Annotated in this window: 19 protein-coding genes; 18 read left to right on the forward strand and 1 reads right to left on the reverse strand. The window is 37.0% G+C overall.

Going from position 1 to position 21890, the window contains the following annotated elements:
- The first annotated feature begins 7 nt into the window (after positions 1 to 7).
- The 15 genes from wecB (at position 8) to LI241_RS08435 (ending at position 16526) form a co-directional block, all read left to right on the forward strand.
- Complete coding sequence (wecB, locus tag LI241_RS08365; RefSeq protein WP_008687832.1) at positions 8 to 1144, forward strand: non-hydrolyzing UDP-N-acetylglucosamine 2-epimerase; 1137 nt, start codon at positions 8 to 10, stop codon at positions 1142 to 1144.
- Positions 1132 to 2319, forward strand: a complete 1188-nt coding sequence (locus LI241_RS08370; RefSeq protein WP_081484682.1) for a glycosyltransferase — start codon at positions 1132 to 1134, stop codon at positions 2317 to 2319. The genes wecB and LI241_RS08370 overlap by 13 nt, the downstream gene beginning before the upstream one ends.
- Positions 2316 to 3233: a beta-1,6-N-acetylglucosaminyltransferase gene (locus LI241_RS08375; protein WP_008687836.1), complete on the forward strand. Its 918-nt coding sequence runs from the start codon at positions 2316 to 2318 to the stop codon at positions 3231 to 3233. The genes LI241_RS08370 and LI241_RS08375 overlap by 4 nt, the downstream gene beginning before the upstream one ends.
- Positions 3217 to 4245 (forward strand): acyltransferase family protein, encoded by a 1029-nt coding sequence (locus LI241_RS08380; protein WP_008687838.1) that lies wholly within the window; start codon positions 3217 to 3219, stop codon positions 4243 to 4245. Before LI241_RS08375 ends, LI241_RS08380 begins: the two co-directional genes overlap by 17 nt.
- Positions 4246 to 4265: 20 nt before the next feature.
- A complete protein-coding gene (locus LI241_RS08385; protein ID WP_008687839.1) occupies positions 4266 to 5336 on the forward strand; it encodes a glycosyltransferase family 2 protein in 1071 nt (356 codons plus the stop codon).
- Positions 5333 to 6433: a UDP-galactopyranose mutase gene (glf, locus tag LI241_RS08390; protein WP_008687840.1), complete on the forward strand. Its 1101-nt coding sequence runs from the start codon at positions 5333 to 5335 to the stop codon at positions 6431 to 6433. Before LI241_RS08385 ends, glf begins: the two co-directional genes overlap by 4 nt.
- Positions 6426 to 7874 carry a flippase gene (locus LI241_RS08395; protein WP_017144671.1) on the forward strand — a complete coding sequence of 483 codons (1449 nt, stop codon included), beginning with the start codon at positions 6426 to 6428 and terminating at the stop codon, positions 7872 to 7874. Before glf ends, LI241_RS08395 begins: the two co-directional genes overlap by 8 nt.
- Positions 7875 to 7879: 5 nt before the next feature.
- Positions 7880 to 9874, forward strand: coding sequence for a pyruvate formate lyase family protein (locus LI241_RS08400; protein WP_008687842.1), 1995 nt, complete (start codon positions 7880 to 7882; stop codon positions 9872 to 9874).
- Positions 9855 to 10664, forward strand: a complete 810-nt coding sequence (locus tag LI241_RS08405; RefSeq protein WP_008687843.1) for a 4Fe-4S cluster-binding domain-containing protein — start codon at positions 9855 to 9857, stop codon at positions 10662 to 10664. Before LI241_RS08400 ends, LI241_RS08405 begins: the two co-directional genes overlap by 20 nt.
- Complete coding sequence (locus LI241_RS08410) at positions 10661 to 11743, forward strand: glycosyltransferase (RefSeq protein ID WP_008687844.1); 1083 nt, start codon at positions 10661 to 10663, stop codon at positions 11741 to 11743. Before LI241_RS08405 ends, LI241_RS08410 begins: the two co-directional genes overlap by 4 nt.
- Positions 11740 to 12717: a galactofuranosyltransferase gene (locus tag LI241_RS08415; RefSeq protein ID WP_008687845.1), complete on the forward strand. Its 978-nt coding sequence runs from the start codon at positions 11740 to 11742 to the stop codon at positions 12715 to 12717. The genes LI241_RS08410 and LI241_RS08415 overlap by 4 nt, the downstream gene beginning before the upstream one ends.
- Before the next feature lie 214 nt (positions 12718 to 12931).
- Positions 12932 to 14578 (forward strand): O-antigen ligase, encoded by a 1647-nt coding sequence (locus LI241_RS08420; protein WP_226896976.1) that lies wholly within the window; start codon positions 12932 to 12934, stop codon positions 14576 to 14578.
- Positions 14579 to 14581: 3 nt separating this feature from the next.
- The gene (locus tag LI241_RS08425) at positions 14582 to 15319 is read left to right on the forward strand and encodes a YveK family protein (RefSeq protein WP_008687847.1); all 738 of its coding nucleotides are present in this window, start codon (positions 14582 to 14584) and stop codon (positions 15317 to 15319) included.
- A complete protein-coding gene (locus LI241_RS08430; RefSeq protein ID WP_008687848.1) occupies positions 15306 to 15980 on the forward strand; it encodes a CpsD/CapB family tyrosine-protein kinase in 675 nt (224 codons plus the stop codon). Before LI241_RS08425 ends, LI241_RS08430 begins: the two co-directional genes overlap by 14 nt.
- Before the next feature lie 87 nt (positions 15981 to 16067).
- On the forward strand, positions 16068 to 16526 hold the full coding sequence (locus LI241_RS08435; protein WP_008687849.1) for a hypothetical protein: 459 nt from the start codon (positions 16068 to 16070) through the stop codon (positions 16524 to 16526).
- A gap of 145 nt (positions 16527 to 16671) precedes the next feature.
- On the opposite strand, the gene LI241_RS08440 is transcribed toward LI241_RS08435, so the two are convergent.
- Complete coding sequence (locus tag LI241_RS08440) at positions 16672 to 17991, reverse strand: ATP-binding protein (protein ID WP_008687850.1); 1320 nt, start codon at positions 17989 to 17991, stop codon at positions 16672 to 16674.
- A gap of 408 nt (positions 17992 to 18399) precedes the next feature.
- Between LI241_RS08440 and ilvA the strand changes: the two genes are divergently transcribed.
- The 3 genes from ilvA to ilvN all read left to right on the forward strand — a co-directional run bounded on the left by ilvA (position 18400) and on the right by ilvN (position 21848).
- Entirely contained in the window at positions 18400 to 19602 is a 1203-nt protein-coding gene (ilvA, locus tag LI241_RS08445; protein WP_008687851.1) for a threonine ammonia-lyase, read from the forward strand.
- A gap of 77 nt (positions 19603 to 19679) precedes the next feature.
- Positions 19680 to 21350: a biosynthetic-type acetolactate synthase large subunit gene (gene ilvB, locus LI241_RS08450; RefSeq protein ID WP_008687852.1), complete on the forward strand. Its 1671-nt coding sequence runs from the start codon at positions 19680 to 19682 to the stop codon at positions 21348 to 21350.
- 12 nt (positions 21351 to 21362) lie between these two features.
- Positions 21363 to 21848 carry an acetolactate synthase small subunit gene (gene ilvN, locus LI241_RS08455; RefSeq protein ID WP_008687854.1) on the forward strand — a complete coding sequence of 162 codons (486 nt, stop codon included), beginning with the start codon at positions 21363 to 21365 and terminating at the stop codon, positions 21846 to 21848.
- The last annotated feature ends 42 nt before the right edge of the window (positions 21849 to 21890 follow it).

Below are 21890 nucleotides of genomic sequence, written 5' to 3' on the forward strand. Positions count from 1 at the left end.
CACCCTTATGAAAAAATTAAAATTGATGACAATCGTTGGTACCAGACCGGAAATCATACGATTATCAGAAATCATCAAAACATGTGATTTATACTTTGAACAAATCCTTGTACACACCGGGCAGAATTATGACTATCAACTGAATCAGATTTTTTTCAAGGATTTGCAGCTGCGGGCACCGGATTTTTACTTAAATGCCGCAAAAGATGAAGTTGGTGAGACAATCGGCAGCATTATTGCAAAAAGCTATCATCTAATGGCAAATGTTCGTCCTGATGCAGTGCTGGTGCTGGGAGATACCAATAGTTGCTTAAGTGTGATCGCGGCGAAACGCTTGCATATCCCGATTTTTCATCTAGAAGCTGGAAACCGCTGTTTTGATGAACGATTGCCAGAGGAAACGAATCGTCGTATCGTAGATCATATTGCAGATGTAAATTTGTGTTATAGCGAACATGCCAGAAGATATCTCTTGGCGGAAGGAGTAGCAAAAGACAGAGTGTTTGTAACAGGATCTCCAATGGCTGAAGTTCTTACGAAGAATCTAACGCAAATCCGTGATTCAAAGATTCTTAAAGAACTTGGTTTAGTAAAGCAACAATATATTTTGTTATCCGCGCATCGGGAAGAGAATATCGATCATGAAGAAGCTTTTTATGATGTATTTACGGCAATCAATGCCTTAGCAGATATGTACAATGTGCCTATTATATATTCTTGTCATCCAAGAGCAGAAAAGTTTATTAGGGAAAGGAATTTTTCTTTTGATGAACGTGTCCGTATTCATAAGCCATTAGGTTTTCATGATTACAATCAATTACAGATACAGGCATTGGCTGTTGTAAGTGATTCTGGAACACTTCCTGAAGAAGCTGCCTTTTTCTCATCCATCGATTTAGGATTTCCGGCTGTTTGCATACGTACTAGTACCGAGCGCCCTGAGGCGATGGAAAAAGGAAATTTCATTCTTGCCGGTATCCAAAAGGAAGAGGTATTACAGGCGGTTGCCTTAGCAATACAATTAGAAAAGCATCATGAAAAAAGCTTGCCTGTTTATGATTATATTGAGCCAATCAGTGGAAAAGTCGTAAGAATCCTTCAATCCTATACTTCCATCATAAATAAAACCGTATGGAAAAAATAGTTTTCGTGAATACCGTATGCTATGGCAGTACAGGAAGGATATGCAAGACATTGTATACAATGGCACAGCAAAAAGGGTATAGCTGTTACATGGCTTATGGCAGAGGCAAGGCAGAGGCAACTTATAAAACAATAAAAATAGGAACGATCTTTGATGTTTTATGGCATGTGGGAAAGGCACGCTTTTTAGGAAAAAATGGTTTTGGCAGCTATTTTGCGACCAAACGCTTTATTAAAAAGCTCGAACGGCTACAGCCGGATATTCTTCATTTGCATAATCTGCATGGCTATTATCTGAATTTACCACTATTTTGTGCATATTTAAAACGTCATCCGGAAATAAAAAAAATTTGGACATTACATGATTGTTGGAGCTTTACAGGGAATTGTGCACACTACAATGGTCATGGCTGTATGCAATGGCAATCACAATGTCGTCAATGTCAGCATCATGATGGCTATCCTAAGACAATAAGGAGCGATATGACACGCAGCTTTCAGAAAAAGAAAGCATGTTTTACCGGCATAGAAAATCTCATCTTGATTACTCCTTCCGATTGGCTTTTGCAGCAAGTGCAAGCTTCCTTTCTACAAGCATATCCAATCTATACCATTCATAATGGAATTGACTTACAAGTATTTTCTCCAAGGAAGACCGCGATGGATAAAAAAACGAAAACGATTCTTGGGGTTGCTGGGAAATGGACTGCTGCAAAAGGGTTTGATGATTTTATCGCTTTGGCAAAGCACATTCCAGATGCATATCAAATCGTTATGATTGGGTTAACGAAACAACAGCTGCATCAATTGCCATCCAATATCAAAGGATATAAAGAAACACACGATGTGAAAGAGCTTGTTTCCTGGTATCAGCAAAGCTATGTCTTTTTCAATCCAACATATGAGGATACTTACCCAAGTGTTAATCTTGAAGCGCAGGCATGTGGCTGCCCAATTGTTAGTTATGATGTGGGCGGATGTAAAGAAACCTTGTGTAAAGGAAGCTATGTTGTACATAACGTAAACGAATTCTTGAAGCTTTTAAAGGAAAAGCCATTGCAGCGTATACAATTGCTTCCAGAAGAAAAGGCTCATTTGGATAAGAATAGAGCGTTTCTTGCGTATATTACCTTATACGAAGGACGGTTACATGAAGATGGGAAGGATACCATATGAGAATTGCATATTTAATATTGGCACATACAGATGTCAAACAATTGAATCGATTGTTAAAACAGTTATGTGAAATGCAGGATGTGTATTTGCATGTGGATCAAAAGGCTGATTTCTCCATCGATGAAATAAATGACTATTCATCCTTATATATCCTTACACAACGCACAAGGTGCTATTGGGGAGATATCAGCTTAGTAGAAGCTACCTTATTACTGTATCGTGCCGCATTACAGAAAAAATATGATCGCTATGTTTTATTATCCGGACAAGATTATCCATTGTATGCACAAAAAGATTTGCAGACTTTTTTTGCAAAGCATGCCGATGTAGAGTTTATCAGAGGATTTGCAATCACGGATAAGAACCAAGATTATTTTAAGATTCAGCAACGACATTTTATGAAGCCTTTTTTCCATAACAAAAAAGCGGATAGATTTCTTCATCACCTGTTACGTTATGGTATTACAAAGAATCGTCTGTTTTATAAAAAAACGGACTTAATTCTACAAGGACAAACTTATACGGTGTATGGTGGAGGACAATGGCATGCGTTAACGCATGCGTTTGCAAGCTATATGATGGATTTGATTGATACCCAGCCAAAGTTATTAACATATTTTCAGACTTCATATGCACCGGATGAAATGTTGTTTCAAACGATCCTCTTTAATTCACCTTTTCGTGATCATACGTTTAAAAAAGGTGTTGAAGCGGCTTATGTTGATGATATCCATCGGTGGACAGCTTTGCATGTGATGAAAATCAATGCATATGGTGAAGTCTCGCCATATAGTAATGACGATTACGCATATCTTAAAGCAAGTGAGGCATTATTCTTTCGCAAAGCAGTTAGTGGAATCAGTGATACCTTGATAGATCGATTAGAAGAGGAGTTTTATGCAGCAAGCATATGAGCAACGAAATCAGTACTTTGATTTCATAAGAGGAATCGGTTGTTATCTGGTCTTTTTTGCACATGTCTGTATCCTACATCTGGATTTTGTGATGAACTCTGTTTTCTTACATACCCTTTTCAATGCGATTGTCTATGCAATACCGATTTTTATTATCATATCGGGAAAGTTGATGTTGCGAAGAGCGTATAGCTATCGCGAAATATCTAAGAAAATCATGCATTTTATCGCTTTGATTGCGTTTTGGAATTTCTTATATGCCATAGTTGTCTATTGGCAACAAGGGATTCTTACTATCTTACAAATGACATTGCTACAGATGATAAAAGATGTATGGCAGGGGAGTTATTATTATCAATTTTGGTTTTTATATCTCTTGATGTTTTTATACAGTATCACCCCATTACTATATCGCTTATATACCACGCACAAAAAACGTTATCTTCAAGTAGTTATGTGGTTGGGGGTACTGTGTATCTTAGTTGATAGTATTAATTTGGGATGTGAAATACAAGGATATGCTTGCATAATGCGAATACCACAAATATTGCGAATGTGGATATGGCTATTTTATTTTATGCTTGGTGGCTGCTTATCGGATGTTTGTCAAAGGATGGAAAGGTGCATGATCGTAACGAAAAGTAAGGTCTTGCTAAGTGTGTTTATTACGCTTTTTCTGCTATTGATAGCAAGTGAGCGAATAGACACTTGTATGCCTGAAATGTTTTATGGTTCGATACTGGTCATATGCAGTCTTTGCCTTTGCTTTACGTATCGGCAGCAAGCTGCTTTACAATTGCATAGGTCATTGCATATCGCAACTTATTTTATAGGAATCTATATCCTGCAATTGCCATTATTAACGATGACATCTCCATTATTTCAGTTCATATTGCAATGGCCTTTCAGCACGATATGGTATTTTCTTTTCAGTAATTTCGTATTTGTTGTGCTTGTAGTGGTATGTAAGGTTTTATATAAAAATAAATACTTGCGTGAAACTTTGCGTTAATAGGGAAGGAGGATGAAAAAATGGAGATATCAGTCATTGTACCAATGTACAATTCTGAAAGCACGATAAAAGCTTGTGTAGAATCAATCTTACAACAACAAGGTGTTGCGGAAATTTTACTTTGTGATGATGGTTCTACGGATAATACGGCACAACTATGTCAACACTTAGCGACATTATACCCATGCATACAGTATTTGTCTTGTCCACACCAAGGCCCTTCAGCTGCTCGTAACATCGGCCTGCAGCATGCAAAAGGTAAGCTTATTTCTTTCATTGATTCAGATGATACGATTGATAAACACATGTATGAAGAAATGTCGAAACAATTTCACAAGGACGTAGATTTAGTCATGTGTTCCTATGAGTTATCTTTTCGTAATATTAAACAACCGATGTTGTTTCCGTTTCCACAAGAACAGCAGGAATACACACATGAAAAGGTTATGCAGGAAATTGTTCCTGCTATGGTATCGGAATATTCAATAACGAATACACGACAGAAGATTATCATAGGAAGTGTGTGTCGGTGTTTATTTCGTAAGGAGCTCATTCAGAAAAAACAGCTCACGTTTGATACCGCTGTGCGGTTTACAGAAGATTTACAATTTTTGGTGGATTACATTTTACAATGCCGAACTGTCGTTTTTATGAATCAGCCGTTTTATCATTATCAAAAAACCAGACGGACGACGACGCAAAGCTATATGCCTCATTATTTTACAGATATGGTGCATAGTCATGAGCTATTGCTAGAGAAGATCACGTTGCATCAGCCTGCTTTGGCAAAGCAATTAAAAAAGAGTTTTGCTTATCGCAGGCTCATGAATTACTATGAGGAAATCGTGAATCAAAGTAAAGTCGATGCAAAGGCCTCCTTTTGGAAACGTAGAGCCTATCTAAAGCAGGTTTTTAAAGACTATCATATACAAGAGGAACTTTCTTTATTTCATCTTGAGGAACTATTCAGTATTCCCCGAAAATATCGCAAAGGATTTTATCAGGGACATGTCACACTCATGTTCGCTGAACAATGCATAAGAAATAGAATAAAATGGATTTTATATGCCACAGAAAGGAAAAAGAGATGAAATTTGATTATGTAATCGTAGGTGCAGGGATTGCCGGTTTGTGTATGGCAGAACGTATTACAAATGTTTTGCATAAAGAGGTTTTGATTATTGAAAAAAGATCACATATAGGTGGCAATCTATATGATTGCTATGATGAGAATGGGCTTCTCATACAAGCCTATGGACCGCATATCTTTCATACAAATGATGCATCTGTATTTTCTTACTTAAGTACATTTACCACTTGGCATGAATATCAACATAAAGTGCTTTCTTATGTAAATGGCGAATATGTTCCATTTCCTGTAAATCTATGTACACTTAGCCAAATATTTCATGAGCCGTTTACGAAAGAAAAAGCACAACAATATTTTCAAAAGGTACAACAGGATCCTCAATCTTGCAAAACTTTTGAGGATATAGCAATAGCCAGTGTGGGAGCTGATTTATATGAGATGTTTTATAAACACTATACGGAAAAGCAATGGGGTATGCCATGCAAAGAATTGGATGCTTCCATCTTTTCAAGAATACCGATTCGTCTGAATAATGATCAACGTTATTTTTCTGATCGTTACCAGGGAATTCCCAAAGCCGGCTTTACAGCCATGATGAAGCGAATGTTAAATGCGAAAATGCATATTCTTCTGAATACAGATTATCAACAGATTAAAGATGAAATATCCTATGAAAAACTAATCTATACAGGACCATTGGATGCCTATTATGATTATTGTTATGGGCACCTTCCTTATCGTTGTTTACGTTTTGCTTTTGAAACACATGATACCCCATCGTATCAACAAGCAGCGGTAATCAATTATCCCAATGATTATGATTACACACGTATCACCGAATTTAAAAAGCTGACGGGCCAAGAACATAAGCACACGGTCATACTGAAAGAGTTTCCCGTGCAAGAGGGAATCCAATGTTATCCGATCTTACAACCTAAAATAAATGCGATATTAGCACAATACCAGAGATTGGCAGAACAGGAAAAGGATGTTATTTTTTTAGGACGATTAGCAAATTTTAAATACTATAACATAGATCAGATCGTAGCTGAGGCATGCAAATGTTTTGCTCAGCTGTGTGAGAAAAGCGATGCATAAAAGATTAATTAGCAATTATATTTATAACACCCTTTATCAAATTCTGATTATTTTCCTTCCTTTGTTGACGACCCCTTATCTGGCAAGAGTTTTTGGTGCTGAAGGAATAGGAAGTTTAAGCTATGTACAATCGATTAGCTCATATTTTATTTTATTTGGAACATTAGGAACCGGGTTGTATGGACAAAGAGAAATCGCTTATTATCAAAATAAACAAGAAGCGCGTTCGCAAGTCTTTTTAGAAATACTGATTATTCGCTGTCTGATGCTGATGGTAAGTATCATAGTATACGTATTGTATTTGCGACAGGTACAGGAATTACAGTTTTTGTTTTTACTGCAGATGATTGAAATTATCGCGAATGTGTTTGATATTTCTTGGTATTATCAAGGAATGGAAGATTTTCGCTATATCACATTTCGTAATATAGCCGTAAAGCTCATCGGAGCAATTTGTATCTTTACATTTATCAGAAGGAAAGCTGATATGTGGCTGTATATCGTATGTTTGGGGATGGTTGGACTCATCGCTAATCTATCTTTATGGTTAGCCTTACATAAAACGATGCAGTTATCAAATATTACAAAGCTTCATTTAAAACGTCATCTTTTTCCTATTTTCATGGTATTTTTACCTCAGATTGCCATGCAGATCTACACCTTATTCGATAGGACCATGTTAGGGTATTTATCTACCTATGCGCAAACCGGATATTATGATCAGACACAGAAAATCATTCGTCTGATTCTCATCTTTATCACATCCCTTGGCACGGTCATGATGCCACGCATTGCAAGTATTCAGGCAGAAGATAAGGACGACAAGATTCTTCATTATCTTTATATATCCTATAAATTTGCATTGTTATTAGCAATGCCTGCGATTTTTCTATTGCTGTGTATTGCCAATCGTTTTATCCCATGGTTTTTAGGACCATCTTATGATGCGGCAATCAGCTTATTAAAATGGAGTACACCTTTGCTGTTGCTGATTGGCTTAAATAATGTTACCGGCATGCAATACTTGATATCTACAAGAAGACAAAATGCATTTACATGCACGGTAGTGTTAGGAGCTGTTTTAAATTTTATCATGAATGCCTTACTGATACCGCAATTTGCTGCCAAAGGGGCAATTCTTTCAAGTGTCTGTGCAGAGTTTTTGATTACCGCAGTGCAATTTTATATCGTTCGCAAGAAGATAGCATTTCGCAAAGTTTTCAGAGAATGCGTTCATTATGGTTTATGTGCCGGTATTATGTTTCTTTGCATCATTTGGATCAACGTTTTGGATATTCCCATCATCCTTTATATGGTATTGGTGGGGGTTATGGCGAGTGTTTCTTATGGAATAGCTTTATATATAAGCAAGGACACCTTATTTGGCAATATGTTACACTTCTTGTCGCAAAAGCTGGGTAGGTGTAAAAAGGAGGTCTGATGGATATGAATTGGCGTAATTTTCGGTTTATCCAATATTTAAAGCATATCAAAAAGTTGTATCAGAAACATCAGCGTTTATTTGAAAGAGAAAACGATTTGCTGTTTTTATGCAAGGCTTTCTTAAAAACAAGAATCGTGATGAGAAGTGATGATGCAGCAAAAGACTTCCAAAATTTATGCCAAAAAGCATCCTTTCACAAACAAGGGTGTTATCAATATTTTTATTATTATATAAATCCCTATCTATCCTTAAGCCAGCGACATCATGTGTTTAGTAATATCACGATTGCATATGAAAAATTCATTCAAAATAGTTTTCAAGCCTTGTTAGCAGAAGGCGAGAACTTACCCAATACATCATTTAAAAAACAGCAAAACTGCGTGTTATTAGCTATCATGACACAAATTGAAACAATCAGCACAAAGCTTCATGCTATGCAACGTTTTGATTTACAGCAGCTGTTTGCCGAAATGGTGCAGGGTGAAGCTAGACATCTACAAGATGGGATGCAAAGAATATTGTTTTTGAATCAGATGCTTTGGCAAAGCGGTCATGAATTGGTTGGATTGGGACGCTTTGATGCATTGTTGTTTCAATTATATGAGCAGGATTTACAGACTGGGTATATCACAGAAGAAAAAGCAAAGTCTATGCTTTTGGAGTTTTGTCATATTTTACATCAAGATTATTGGTTTAAAAGCAGTGAGTTATTAGGGGATACGGGGCAAATTTTGATTCTTGGTGGAAAAGATCTCCAAGCGAATACGGCCTTTACGAAGCTTATCTTACAAGTTTTTGAAAAATATGATAAACCAGAGCCAAAGCTGTTGTATCGATATACCCAAACCTGCCCTAATGTCATAAAGGAACAAATTTTTAGGGTTCTAAAAAAGGGGAATGGTTCGCCTTTGCTAAGTAATGACGATGTGATTCTAACTTGTTTGCAACAAGCAGGTATTGCACAAGTTGATGCTTTGCATTATGGAACATCCGCTTGTTGGGAACCTTTGCTTATCGGAAAAGATAGTTCGCAAAATAATACATCGATCTTGAATTTCCTTGTTCCTATCGTAAAACTTATGAACGATGATCTTTTGACGATAGAAGAAGTCTATCAACGATATTTTAGTTACTTAAAGGAAGATATTTTAAGAATTTGTCAGGCTTCAAAAGCATTGGTATATGAAAAAGATGCATTTTTATCTTTATGTATTGATGGTTGTTGGCAGTCTGTAAAGGATGTTGCAGAAGGTGGTGCCTGTTACCATAACACCGGTATTACCACGGTGGCTATGGGCAATGCGATAAATGCTCTTTTCAATATTGAAGAATTCGTGTATAAGAAAAAACTTTTCACGCTTGCTCAATTGCAAATGTATTTAGAAGATGCAGAATATGGAGAACAATTTCGCTATTTTCTGCAACAAAAAGGTGTTTTTGGTGATGATGAACAGAAAACGATGATTTCACGCATCAATAAAATAACGGCCTATGCAGCACAAGTATTTGCCGAAGAAAAAAATCAATGGGGCGGTCATTTTGTTTTTGGTCTTAGTTCTCCAGGCTATGTAAGTAGTGCTGCTACCTTTCCTGCAACGGCGGATGGGCGCGCATATGGAGAGCCTTTCATGACACATATTTCCGGAATCGCAGGCAGAGCTTATACGTCATTATTAAATTTTGCGGCAAAACTACATTATGATCATGGCAGGTGCAATGGTAATGTGGTAGATATCATGATGAATCCTCAATTATTGAATAATTTCGAAGATAAATGTCGGACACTGTTGTTTTGTGCCTTGGATCAGGGAATCTTTCAATTGCAAATGAATGTATTACAAAAAGATGTTTTACTGGATGCACAGCAACATCCTAATAAGCATGCAGATTTGATTGTTCGCGTATGGGGATTCAGTGCGTATTTCATTGATTTACCAAAAAGCTATCAGGATATTGTCATAAGGAGGTGTGAAGAATATGAAACTGTGTATCACTGACATACAACGCTTTTGCCTTCATGATGGTCCTGGTATACGTACGACGATATTTTTAAAGGGATGTCAATTGCGATGTCCTTGGTGCTGTAATCCGGAAACACAATCGCTGCAAGAACAAATGGCCATCGATATGGATAACTGTTTCTATCCAATTTGCCCCAGTCGTAAGTCAAATGCTGTTTGTCTAGCTATGCGTTCAATTGGAAAAAGGATCGATGTGCAAGAATGTCTTGCGGCCTGCTTGCAAGATCGAAAGTATTATCAAGCTGATGGAGGTGTCACCTTTAGTGGTGGTGAGCCATTGTTACAAGCAGATGTTTTGGTAGGTGTCATGCAAGCCTTAAAAAAAGAACAAATAACGATTTGTGTGGAAACCTCATTATATGCTTCGCTAAAACAGTTGCAATTGCTGCTTCCCTATGTGGATACATGGTATGTGGATTTAAAGAGTTTAGAACCTGCCTGCATCAGTAAGCTAAAAGGGAATTTAAATGAGTATATAACAAATCTAAATTACTTAACTGCTCAGCAAAAACATATCATCCTACGGATTCCGTTAGTAAAACCTTACACGTTCACAAATGCCAATTTGGAAGCTATCAAACGGTTTTTACCCAATTACCAATTTGAAAAGATTGAACTATTTTCAATACATAAGTTAGCGACAAAGAAATATCAAGTATTGGGAATGACGCAACCTGCATATGAAGGTGTATCTGAGGAAGAGTTACAAACATTTGCCCAAGCAATTGCGCAAAAGGATCAAGTGATTGAGGTGATGCGTATATGAGGGTATTACATGTCGTATCTGTATTGCAAAGCGGTGGCATTGAAACCATGCTTTATCGCTATCTTCACTATATGAAGGACAGGGATATCACTTTTGAAATTATGACGCATGATGAGAATGAGCAAGGTATGCTTTATCAACGATTTTTACAATTAGGTATTCGTATATATCGCATTCCCTCCAAACATACTTCGTTAAGAAAAAATCTGGCTGCCATGAATAACATTATTGCCCACGGTGCGTATGATGTCATTCATGTTCATCAAGGCTATCTGTCATGTTTCCCTTTACTGATTGCACGTTTCCATAACGTTCCTTTGCGTATTACCCATGCGCACTCCACCTACGCTTTGACAACACAACGACCAAATCTCATGATTCGCCTGATGAAATTTCTGAATGTGCATATGGCAAATGATTATTATGCGACAGGGCCAACGTGTGGAGAGTTGTTGTATGGCAAAAAACGTTGGAAAGAACATGGGTTTCTTATGTACAATGCCATGTCTCTTTCTGATTTTCAATTTGATGAAGCCACACGTATCCAATATCGCCGTCATTATCAGTTACAGCACAAAATGGTATTGCTTGTAATTTCACGTTTATCCAAAGAGAAAAACATCGCCTTCACTATTCGTCTAATGAAGTTGTTAGATGACCAATATCATTTGGTCATTGTCGGTGAGGGGGAACAAAAAGCAGCGTTGACATCTTTGACTATGTCATTAGGTTTACAAGAGCAAATTACATTCCTTGGGCAACGAAATGATGTTTGTGCCTTACTCGATATGTCTGACATCCTATTGGTGCCTTCCTTCTATGAGGGTTTTTGTATATCGGCAATTGAAGCACAAATCAATGGATTGCAAGTTATTTTATCAGATACGATTCCTCAGGAAACCGATATCACACATACTTGCCTGCGAGCATCCATTCAAAGCAAGGAAGAATGGGCTGAAAAAATTATGAACTTGCCTCGTATGTGCAGACATAACAACGATAAAATGGTGTTTCGTGAATTGTCAATTGAGACAGCGGCTGTATCTTATGAACGTAGGCTGAAGGAGATGATAAAATGAACATATATCAGTTAGAGGATTATGATGTGCAAGGTGTTGATGCGGGCAGTAAAGCGCGTATTGATGTATGTCAGATTCTGCATGAACAAGGCATCGAAGCCCTTTTGCATCATTATGAAAAAAGTCGGTTGAAACGATTATTAGAAAGCATTAAACTGACTTTTATTAAGAAAAAGGACAAGCGTTTGATTGTCCAATATCCCATCAGCAGATGGAATCAGAAAATCTTAAGACGCAGCAAAGGACAAGGAATTATTTATTTGATCCATGATTTGCAATCCATACGTTGTGGGCGTTTGCTGCAAGAAGATCTGCAAAACTTTACGTCAATGGATACACTGATTGTTCATAATAGCGTGATGGCAAAACTGATCAGACAAACTGGATTTCAAGGGAACATCATAGAACTTATGGTATTTGATTATCTAAGCAATCCCATACCTTGGCAACAAAGAAAGCTGACAAAGGAAATTGTCTATGCGGGCAATTTAGAAAAAAGTCATTTTATATCGCAATTGCATCATTTGGACAATCTTATTTTTCGTTTATATGGAAGATATATAAAGGCAAATCAGAGCAGACATATTTTATATGAAGGAGCATATCCGGCGAATACATTACCGGCTGCTTTAAAGGGAAGCTTTGGACTCATTTGGGATGGTGATGATTTAAATAGCTGCCGTGGGTTAAATGGAGAATATATGCGTTATAATAATCCACATAAATTATCCTTATATATCGTTTCATTATTGCCAATTATAACATGGTCAAAAGCGGCAATCGCACCATTTGTAATACAGCACAACATTGGTTTTGTCGTAGATAGTTTAACGGAAATAGAAGGTCGAATCCTAACGATGCATTCATCAACCTATCAGCTATATGTAGATAATCTTTTACGTTTACGTGATAAGCTGCTTATGGGAATGTATACAAAGCAAGCAATAACAAAGGCTTTGCACGTGTATGAATAACAGTTTCCAGAAATTGATGCATTTTATAAACAAACTGCTCTTTCTTAGTATTGCATGCATCAGTTTTACGCCTATTCTATTGCATAACACATCGTATATGTTCATGATTGGTCTGCTGCTGTTATGGTTTGTGACAGCCTTCTTGCACGATGCAACTTATTTTTTGACTTTTCGTCTCATGCATCTGCTTCTGCTTTTTTGGATCTTTTATTTAATGTTATTACAAGTCTTACACATCTCAGATAATAATATCGGAAATTTGTATACTTGTCTGACCTTTTGGCTATGTATAATTTTTTATGATTATTATCGCAATCATATGCAAATGGCAGAAAAAAATACATGCAAAAGAGTGCTCTATGGTATTCTGATTATCAATATGTTCAGTAATTTCATTCAACTCATCCAAGATCCATATCTATCAAAATATGTAACAGGTGGTCAATTTGCAGGTAACGTCACACAATTAAATATTTTTACCACTACGGAGCTATTAGGGGAAATCGTCTTATGTCTGTTATTCTTACATCGTTACTTAACGATCAAAACACGCATTCGTTATTTACATTTGCTTCTTGCTCTATGTACCTATTTTACCATTATTCTGTCTTCCTCCATGATATCAATCATCATATGTACATGTAGTTTGATAGGCATGCTGTTATATTATTTGAGACAGCGAAATGAACAACTTTTTCTATGTATATTGGCTATCTTTGGCATACTGCTTCTCTATTTTGTGATAAATTCCGATGCGATCATGAATGGCTGCAATGCTTTAATTTCTTCAATACCGGATGAGATGATCAAGAAACGTGGTTTAGAAATCCTACATATGTTGGATAATCAATTTCAATCAGAAATCACGATGTCTGGTCGTCTTACACTGTATCAAGACAGCTTGCATACTTTCCTTACCCATCCCTTCTTTGGCATAGGAAGACATCACAGCAATGTTCAAGGGCTCATTAGCTTACATAGTCAAATATTAGACGATTTTGCATACTATGGCGGTATCGGTGTGACCTTTTATATATTGAGCATCCGTTGCTTTTTAAAGCAGATACGATATCGTAGCATGCAGAAGGGAGCCTGTATCATATGCATGCTTGCCATTGGCTTTTTCTCATTAATGAACCCAATATTAAGCGTGGCAAATGGGTTGATTATCTTCGTATTATTGCCTTTAGAAATAGAAACAGGGCACCATCGTATTAAGCTTCCTAAAAAATTTTTAGCAGACATAAAAGATATCCTGCAGCAACGTCAATACTATTTGCAAACCATTATGCTTATAGCGGTGATGATCTTTGTAAGTCAATATAAAATAAGTGATGATTATTATGGTGATGTGGCATATTATTTGCAAAATGAAATCAGCCCCAATGCTTCAGTGAATGCAAATACGATTCTTGTCAATCAGGGGTTATTAACAGATTATAGCTATATGATCAATAGTGATGACGCTCATATGGAGATAGCGGAAAAGATGCATGTGAAAACGGTCAAATATCATGCAAAAAGTAGCGGAAGTGTTTTACATATATCGATTCAAGCTGGAAAGCAACAGGATGTCTTAAAAATAGACAAGTGTATTGAAAAACGCATCTTGCAGGATTTTAAAAAGCATAATAAAAGATTGTATAAAATTAATGAAGAAGTAGCAAAGCATCAAGAGACCACCCAAGAGAGCATAGTTCGTTATCTCTTATGTGTCCTAAGTTCCTCTTTCCTCATCTTGCTTGTTTTCTACATACGAAAGCGCCAGCACAATACATTTCAATCAAAGGATGAAGTTGAAGATTTGACTGGTTTTGTTGTTTTAACGCAAATCGCGTATCAGAAAGATATAGAGGTGTAATAAATGGATGAAAAAGAAATAAAGCTTCGCTTAAATGATTTAATCGGGATATTTAAAAAGCATTACAAAGTCATTCTCTTTTGTACTTTGCTGTGTATGGTGTTTTTAATGGTCGTTTCTTTGTGTATATTGCCAAAGAAGTATGCGAGTGATTCCAATATATATTTAAAACCAAAGACAACCTCGGAAGGAATTATTGATAATCAAACCGTCATTACGAATCGTAATTTGGTAAAAGATTATGAAAAAATCTTGCAGGGGACAACCGTCTTGTCACAGGTAGATAAAAAGCTGCATTTGGTGGATGGTACATGTAGCAAAGCTATCCAAACAAATGTCGAAGATAATTCCAATATCATCACCATAAGGGCAAATAGTGAGGACCCGTATTTATCCCAAAACATTGTGAAAGAGACCATTGCTGTTTTTACACAAGAAATGATGAAAATCAGTGAAATAGATAACATCACAGTAATTGATAAAGCTACCTTACAAACGCATTATATTTCGCCAAACATTAAATTGAATAGTATTGCAGGCGGTATTTTTGGCTTTGCTTTATCCTATATTTATTTCATCTTGGTATTTTTGCTTGATAATCGCATTAAATCCAGTGATCAGGCGGAAGAATATTTTGGTTATCCGGTGTTGGGAAGTATTCCTTTTGTCGATGAATTAAACCAAGAGAATCATCCAAGAAAAAGCATCAAAAGGAGGGTCAAAGCATATGTCAAAAAATAAAAATACCTATAAATTTGATAACATGGAAGCATTCCGTAAATTGAAAACGAATATCGAGTTTTCCGCAGTAGAAAAACCGATCAAAGTTGTTAATATTACTTCTTCCTGTGCGAATGAAGGAAAATCAACAGTGGCTTTTCATCTTGCGCAAGTGTATGCGGCAAAGTATAAAAAGGTATTGGTCATCGATTGCGATTTACGCAGACCGAAAATGCATCGTTATTTTCAAATCAGTAATCAAGTAGGCTTATCTGATTTGCTGGTGTTTATCGATAAACAGCCGGATTTAAGCACTTATATTCAAGAAGTTACAGTAACGGATTGTGAGAATGCTATTTCCGTTTTGACATCTGGAAGTAAAGTGCCAAATCCTCAAGAATTGTTAGGATCATCCAAATTCAAGAAGCTGCTGCAGGCTTTATCCAAACAATATGATTTCATCATTTTGGACTGTCCTCCTATCAGTATGATCAGTGATACTTTTTATGTAAGTAATGTCAGTGATGGAACTATTTTTGTCATATCCATGAAAGATACAAAAAAAGACATAGCACTATCTTCGATACGGCAATTAGAACGCAGCCGGTCAAAGATATTAGGAATTGTTTTAACAAAAACACAAAATTTATCATCCTATGATTACTATTACACCTATGAATAATCAAATAGCTGTATGGCAAATGAATCTAAAGAGTGCTTATTGCAAGATATCATCCTGTCTATACAAGCTAAGAAAATGGAGAACCTTATGAAAGAACTATATGTGGTAGAACAAGATGTCGTACATGCCCTAGAGCGTATTGAGGCTGAACAAAACGATTCGTATTATGATATATGGCACTTTGAAATTGATCGAAAAGCAATCAGTAAACAAATACTCATATGTCGTTTTGAAGATTTCTTTCGTATATGGGAAATGTTAACTACAAAGAGTATTGAGAAAAGTGTGCGTTTTATCCTGCGTCAGGATGAGAATGAACGATATTGGATGGTGGTGGAGGATAAGGAGTTGCTTTTATCCGTGTATGAACGTCTGTCTAAGTTGAGGAAAAGTGCATTTTATCAGAAATTGGTTAAAAAACCTGGATATCGCTATACAACAGGGTATGAAAGTGATATTAAAGAAACATTAAAGCGTATGAAAACAGCAATAGGACAAGCCATTGCCATGGATGGATCCCTTTTCATGCTGATTCAGCGATTTTAAGTTGTAAGCTCATCGCCAACATAGAAACTACGATGTTAAAAAAGGAAGTTTTAAACGTACATGGATGCGTTTGTAACTTCCTTTTACATTTTGCTATACTGGAAACGATATGCTGAACAAAAGTCAATTTTATTTTAAAGAATGCTTAGGTTTTTTCAACCGTGCTTCTTGCACACAGATCATTCATCAATTGTTGTGCCGCTCGACCACTCATACCGCCATGACTCAATTCCCATTTACGTGCTTCGGCAAGCAATTCTTCTTCTGTCAAAGTAATTTCGGGATAATGTTTTGCCAATTCTTTTACAATGTGGAAATAATTTTTCTGATTTGGGCGCTCATAACAGATACTTAAACCAAAGCGAGCAACCAAGGATAGTTTTTCCTGCATGGTATCACTGTGATGCAGCTCATCTTGACTCATATCACTGCGATCGCCCCATGTTTCCCGAATGAGATGACGTCGGTTGCTAGTGGCATAAATGAGTACATTATCTGGCTTAGTTTCGACACCGCCTTCAATCACGGCTTTTAAAAACTTATATTCAATTTCGAACTCTTCAAAAGACAAATCATCCATATAAATGATAAAACGGTAATTATGATTCTTAATCTGTGAGATAATGGCCGATAGATTTTGGAACTGATGCTTATAAATCTCAATCATGCGTAATCCATCTTTGTAAAATTCATTGACGATTGCCTTAATGGATGTGGATTTACCGGTACCGCTGTCACCATATAATAATACATTATTCGCATTACGTCCTTCCACAAAAGCTTTTGTATTATCCACAAGCAACTGTTTCTGAAGCTCATAGCCGATGAGATCATCTAGATATACATTTTCCATATTATTGATTGGTAAGAACTTTACACTGCCATCAATATTGGGTTGTATACGAAAGGCTTTATTCAGACCAAACATACCGACGCCGTATTGGGCGTAAAAGTCGGTAATGATGTGAAAGATATCTTCTTCATCTTTGGCTTGTTCAATTTGTTTACTGATCTTGCGGACCATTTCAGAGACATTTTTATTATACATGCGTTCTTTTTTTTCAATGGCATGATACTGGGTGATGATGGTGAAACAATCGATTTGCAGGGTTTCTTCCATTTTTGAAAAATCATAATCAAACAAGTTTTTAAAGATTTTAAAATCATTTTTCGCGAAATGATTCACACTCCCTTGTTGAGCACCTCGTTTTTCACTGACTAAAGAAAAAGAATTTTCATTCATCAGTAATAGGTATGTCAGATAATTATGCCATAAATTATCATCAAAGCCATAACTCGTTGAAAGATCCAAAAGAGCTTTGATTTGTACATAGATACGTTCAATTAAGACACTTTCCTTATACTGTCCTTCATCAAAATCACGACAAATTTCACATAACTGTTGAAAGATACTGTCTTTTCCAAAATTGCGATATAAAACTAGCTTAGCACTTTCTTTATACATAGGCACGCCTCACTTCCTGAATTGTCTTTATTATACCGAAGAGAAAGTGTTTTGAAAAGAAAATGAATAAATAAAATATAATTTTCATGAATTACTGTAAATAATTTACAGTTTTATTGAAAATATTATCAAAAATCATTGACAACGTTTCAAAAAAGATTTAAACTATATGCAATCAGTAACTTGAGTGAGGCAATAGAAAGGAAGTGGACTCATGGTGACTATAACGATTAGCGTCATTATTATTATTCTCATAGTCCTAAGTAAGTCTGTTTTTCTTTCAAGACTCATATGATGAGTCACTCACCAACAGATCACTTTTGTCGTATGTACAAGGGCGTAAGAGAACGAAAGAAAAGCAGCCATGAGAAAATGTGCTGCTTTTTTGATTAAATAGGAGGAAGTCTTATGAATAGCAAGGAAGTCGAGATGGCAGCCGCGAGGTTGCAGGGGAATATCCATAACGTTAAGGTCACAAGCTCGAAAACTTTTTCGGCGATGAGCGGCTGTGATTTATTTCTAAAATGTGAAAATCGTCAGAAGACAGGCTCCTTTAAGGTTCGCGGAGCATTTAATAAATTGGCGAAATTGAAAGAAGAGGGAAAAACCAACGAGGTCATAGCGAGCTCAGCTGGAAACCATGCACAGGGGGTCAGTTATGCGTCCAGTAAGCTAGGTATGCATGCAACGATCGTTATGCCCAAAAGCACACCGATTGCGAAGGTGTTGGCAACCAAAGGGTATGGTGCTGATGTCGTGCTCGCTGGTGATAATTATGATGAATGTTATGAAGAGGCCTTGCGTTTACAAAAAGAAAAAAAGGCAACCTTTATTCATCCTTTCGATGATGAGGATGTGATCGCTGGACAAGGTACAATTGCTTATGAAATCTGTCATGATTTACCTAATGTCGATATGATCGTTGTTCCGGCGGGAGGAGGCGGATTACTTGCCGGTATTAGCTATTATGCAAAACAAATCAATCCGCGCATCAAAATTGTCGGGGTACAGGCGGAAGGCGCTGATGCAATCGTTCAATCGTTTCAGCAAAAGAAGCATTGCTCAACAAAACGTGTCAATACGATTGCGGATGGAATTGCTGTTATGAACCCCGGTGAAAAAACAGTGAAGCTCATACAGGAAAATGTCGATGAAATGGTGAGTGTCAGTGATGATGAGATTGCCGCAACGATACTGCTTTTGTTAGAACGCGAAAAGTTGGTAGTAGAACCGGCCGGAGCGAGTTCTTTAGCAGCGGTGCTGAATCATAAGATGGATGTTACCGCAAAACGTGTCGTTTGTGTGTTGTCCGGAGGTAATATTGATGTTTCCTTTATTCATAAGGTCGTAGAAAAAGGCCTTGTAACACGAGGTCGTAATATAAAGTTTAAAACATTAATGTTAGATGTACCGGGAAGTCTGGAACATTTTGCTCACATCGTCAAAGAGGCAAATGCCAATATCATTGAGGTTCAATATGATCGCATTCAAGCGGATTTGAATTTGAATGAAACAATTATCCATGTGGCCGTTGAGGTTTCCAGTAAAGAACATGGGGATGCGTTAATCAAAGCATTAAAACAGAAAGGTTATGAAATTACAATGGAATAATAATTGATGATAACCCGTTTTTAAGGTGTTATTAAGGATAAAGATGGTAAGGGAAAGTTGTGAGGAGGTTTACACACATGAAGATGAATGGTTCGCAAATACTGATACAAGCCTTAATTGATCAAGGAGTGGATACCATATTTGGATATCCAGGAGGTTCCGTTTTAAATATTTATGATGCTTTATATGAGCGAAGTGATGATATACATCATATTGTTACATCACATGAACAAGGTGCTGCGCATGCCGCCGATGGTTATGCCAGAAGTACCGGGAAAACCGGTGTGTGCTTGGCAACCAGTGGCCCGGGTGCTACGAATTTAGTTACGGGAATTGCGACAGCTTATATGGATAGTATTCCTGTTGTTGCCATTACAGGTAATGTGCCGAATGATTTATTAGGGAGAGATTCCTTTCAAGAAGTGAATATTGCTGGAATCACGATGCCAATCACAAAGCATAATTTTATCGTACAAAATGTTGAAGATCTGGCATATGTCGTAAGAAAAGCATTTGTAATTGCCAATTCAGGAAGAAAAGGACCGGTCTTGATTGATATTCCAAAAGATGTCACAGCGGCGCTTACTGAATATGTAAAACTGCCAAGATATCGGATTCGTAAGCTGCCAAAGGTTGATGATGCAAAATTTGAAGAAGCATTGGAAGCGATTCGGCAGGCTAAGCGGCCAATGATCTATGCCGGCGGTGGTGTGATCAGCTCAAATGCAACAAGAGAGCTATTGAAATTTTCTAAACACATGGATATACCAGTATGCTGTTCCATGATGGGATTATCCTCCGTACCTTATGATTATGATTTATACTTAGGCATGATTGGTATGCATGGAACCCCTGTTTCTAATTATGCAACTTTGAATACCGATTTGATCATTGCCATCGGTGCGCGTTTTTCTGATCGTGTAGCAGGCAATCGTAAAGAATTCGGTAAGGATGCCAAAATTATTCATTTTGATATCGATGCTTCAGAAATTTCTAAGAATGTCGCAACCGATATTTCGATCGTTGGCGATGCTCGCTATATATTGAAAAAAATGATTGCCCGTATGCCGGAAACAAAGCATAAAGAGTGGACAGATACTTTAAAAGCTTTTAAAGATAAGAAAGACTTACCAAAACCTAGAGGTGATGATAAAGTAGATCCACGCGATTTAGCTTTGACCTTACACAATATTGTCGGAGAAGATGCCATCATAGCGACAGATGTTGGTCAACATCAAATGATCATGGCGCAATATTATCAATTTTCACGTCCGCGTAGTTTTATTAGCTCTTGTGGTTTAGGAACCATGGGCTATGGTATGGGCGCAGCTATTGGCGCAAAGGTCGCAAATCCACATCGTCCGGTTATATTGGTAAGTGGAGATGGCAGTTTCCATATGAATATGAATGAGATGGCAACAGCTGTCAGTGAACAGTTGCCAATTGTTATTCTGATTTTTAATAACACCGTACTTGGTATGGTACGACAATGGCAAACCTTATTTTATGACCATCGCTATTCAAATACAAGCATTGAACGTAAGACAGATTATGTCAAGCTTGCAGAAGCATTTGGCGGGAAAGGGTTACGTATTAAAACACATCAGGATATTGAACCGGTTATGAAAGAAGCATTGAGCAGTAAAGTGCCATGCATCGTCGATTGTTGGATCGATAAAGATGATTGTGTATATCCGATCATTCCACCGGGAAAAAGTGGTAAGGATATCATCTTATATGGAAACTAGGAGGTGGACAGAATGGAGAGAAGAGTAATCTCATTACTTGTGGAAAATCACTTCGGTGTGCTGACCAGAGTGACCAATCTATTTGGACAACGAGGCTTTAATATTGATACTTTATCGGTTGGTGAAACGGAAAATCCTAAGTTTTCGCGTATTACGATTACAACACGCGGAGATGAGGGAATCATCAATCAAATCAAATTGCAACTGGCCAAATTAGAGGATGTTAAAAAAGTTGAAGAGATACCAGAGGATCTACTGTTTATCCGTGAAGTTGTATTGATCAAGGTTGAGGTAAATAAAGATCAAAAGGATAACTTCTTAAAAGCAGTAAAAGATTTTGGAGGACGCTGTCAGTTGATCGAAAAGGGATGTTGTGTCGTGGAATTGACAGATACACCGGCAAGCATTGATTATTTCATTGAAGAATTACAGGATTATAAGATTGTGGAAATCAGCCGCACCGGTGGTGTGGCGATGGAATTATCCAGAAACGATTAGTCTTTTCAAGCATCTTTTGATGCTATAAGATAGGAATTACCA

Source organism: Longicatena sp. 210702-DFI.1.196 (assembly GCF_020563125.1).
GTDB lineage: Bacteria > Bacillota_I > Bacilli_A > Erysipelotrichales > Erysipelotrichaceae > Longicatena > Longicatena caecimuris.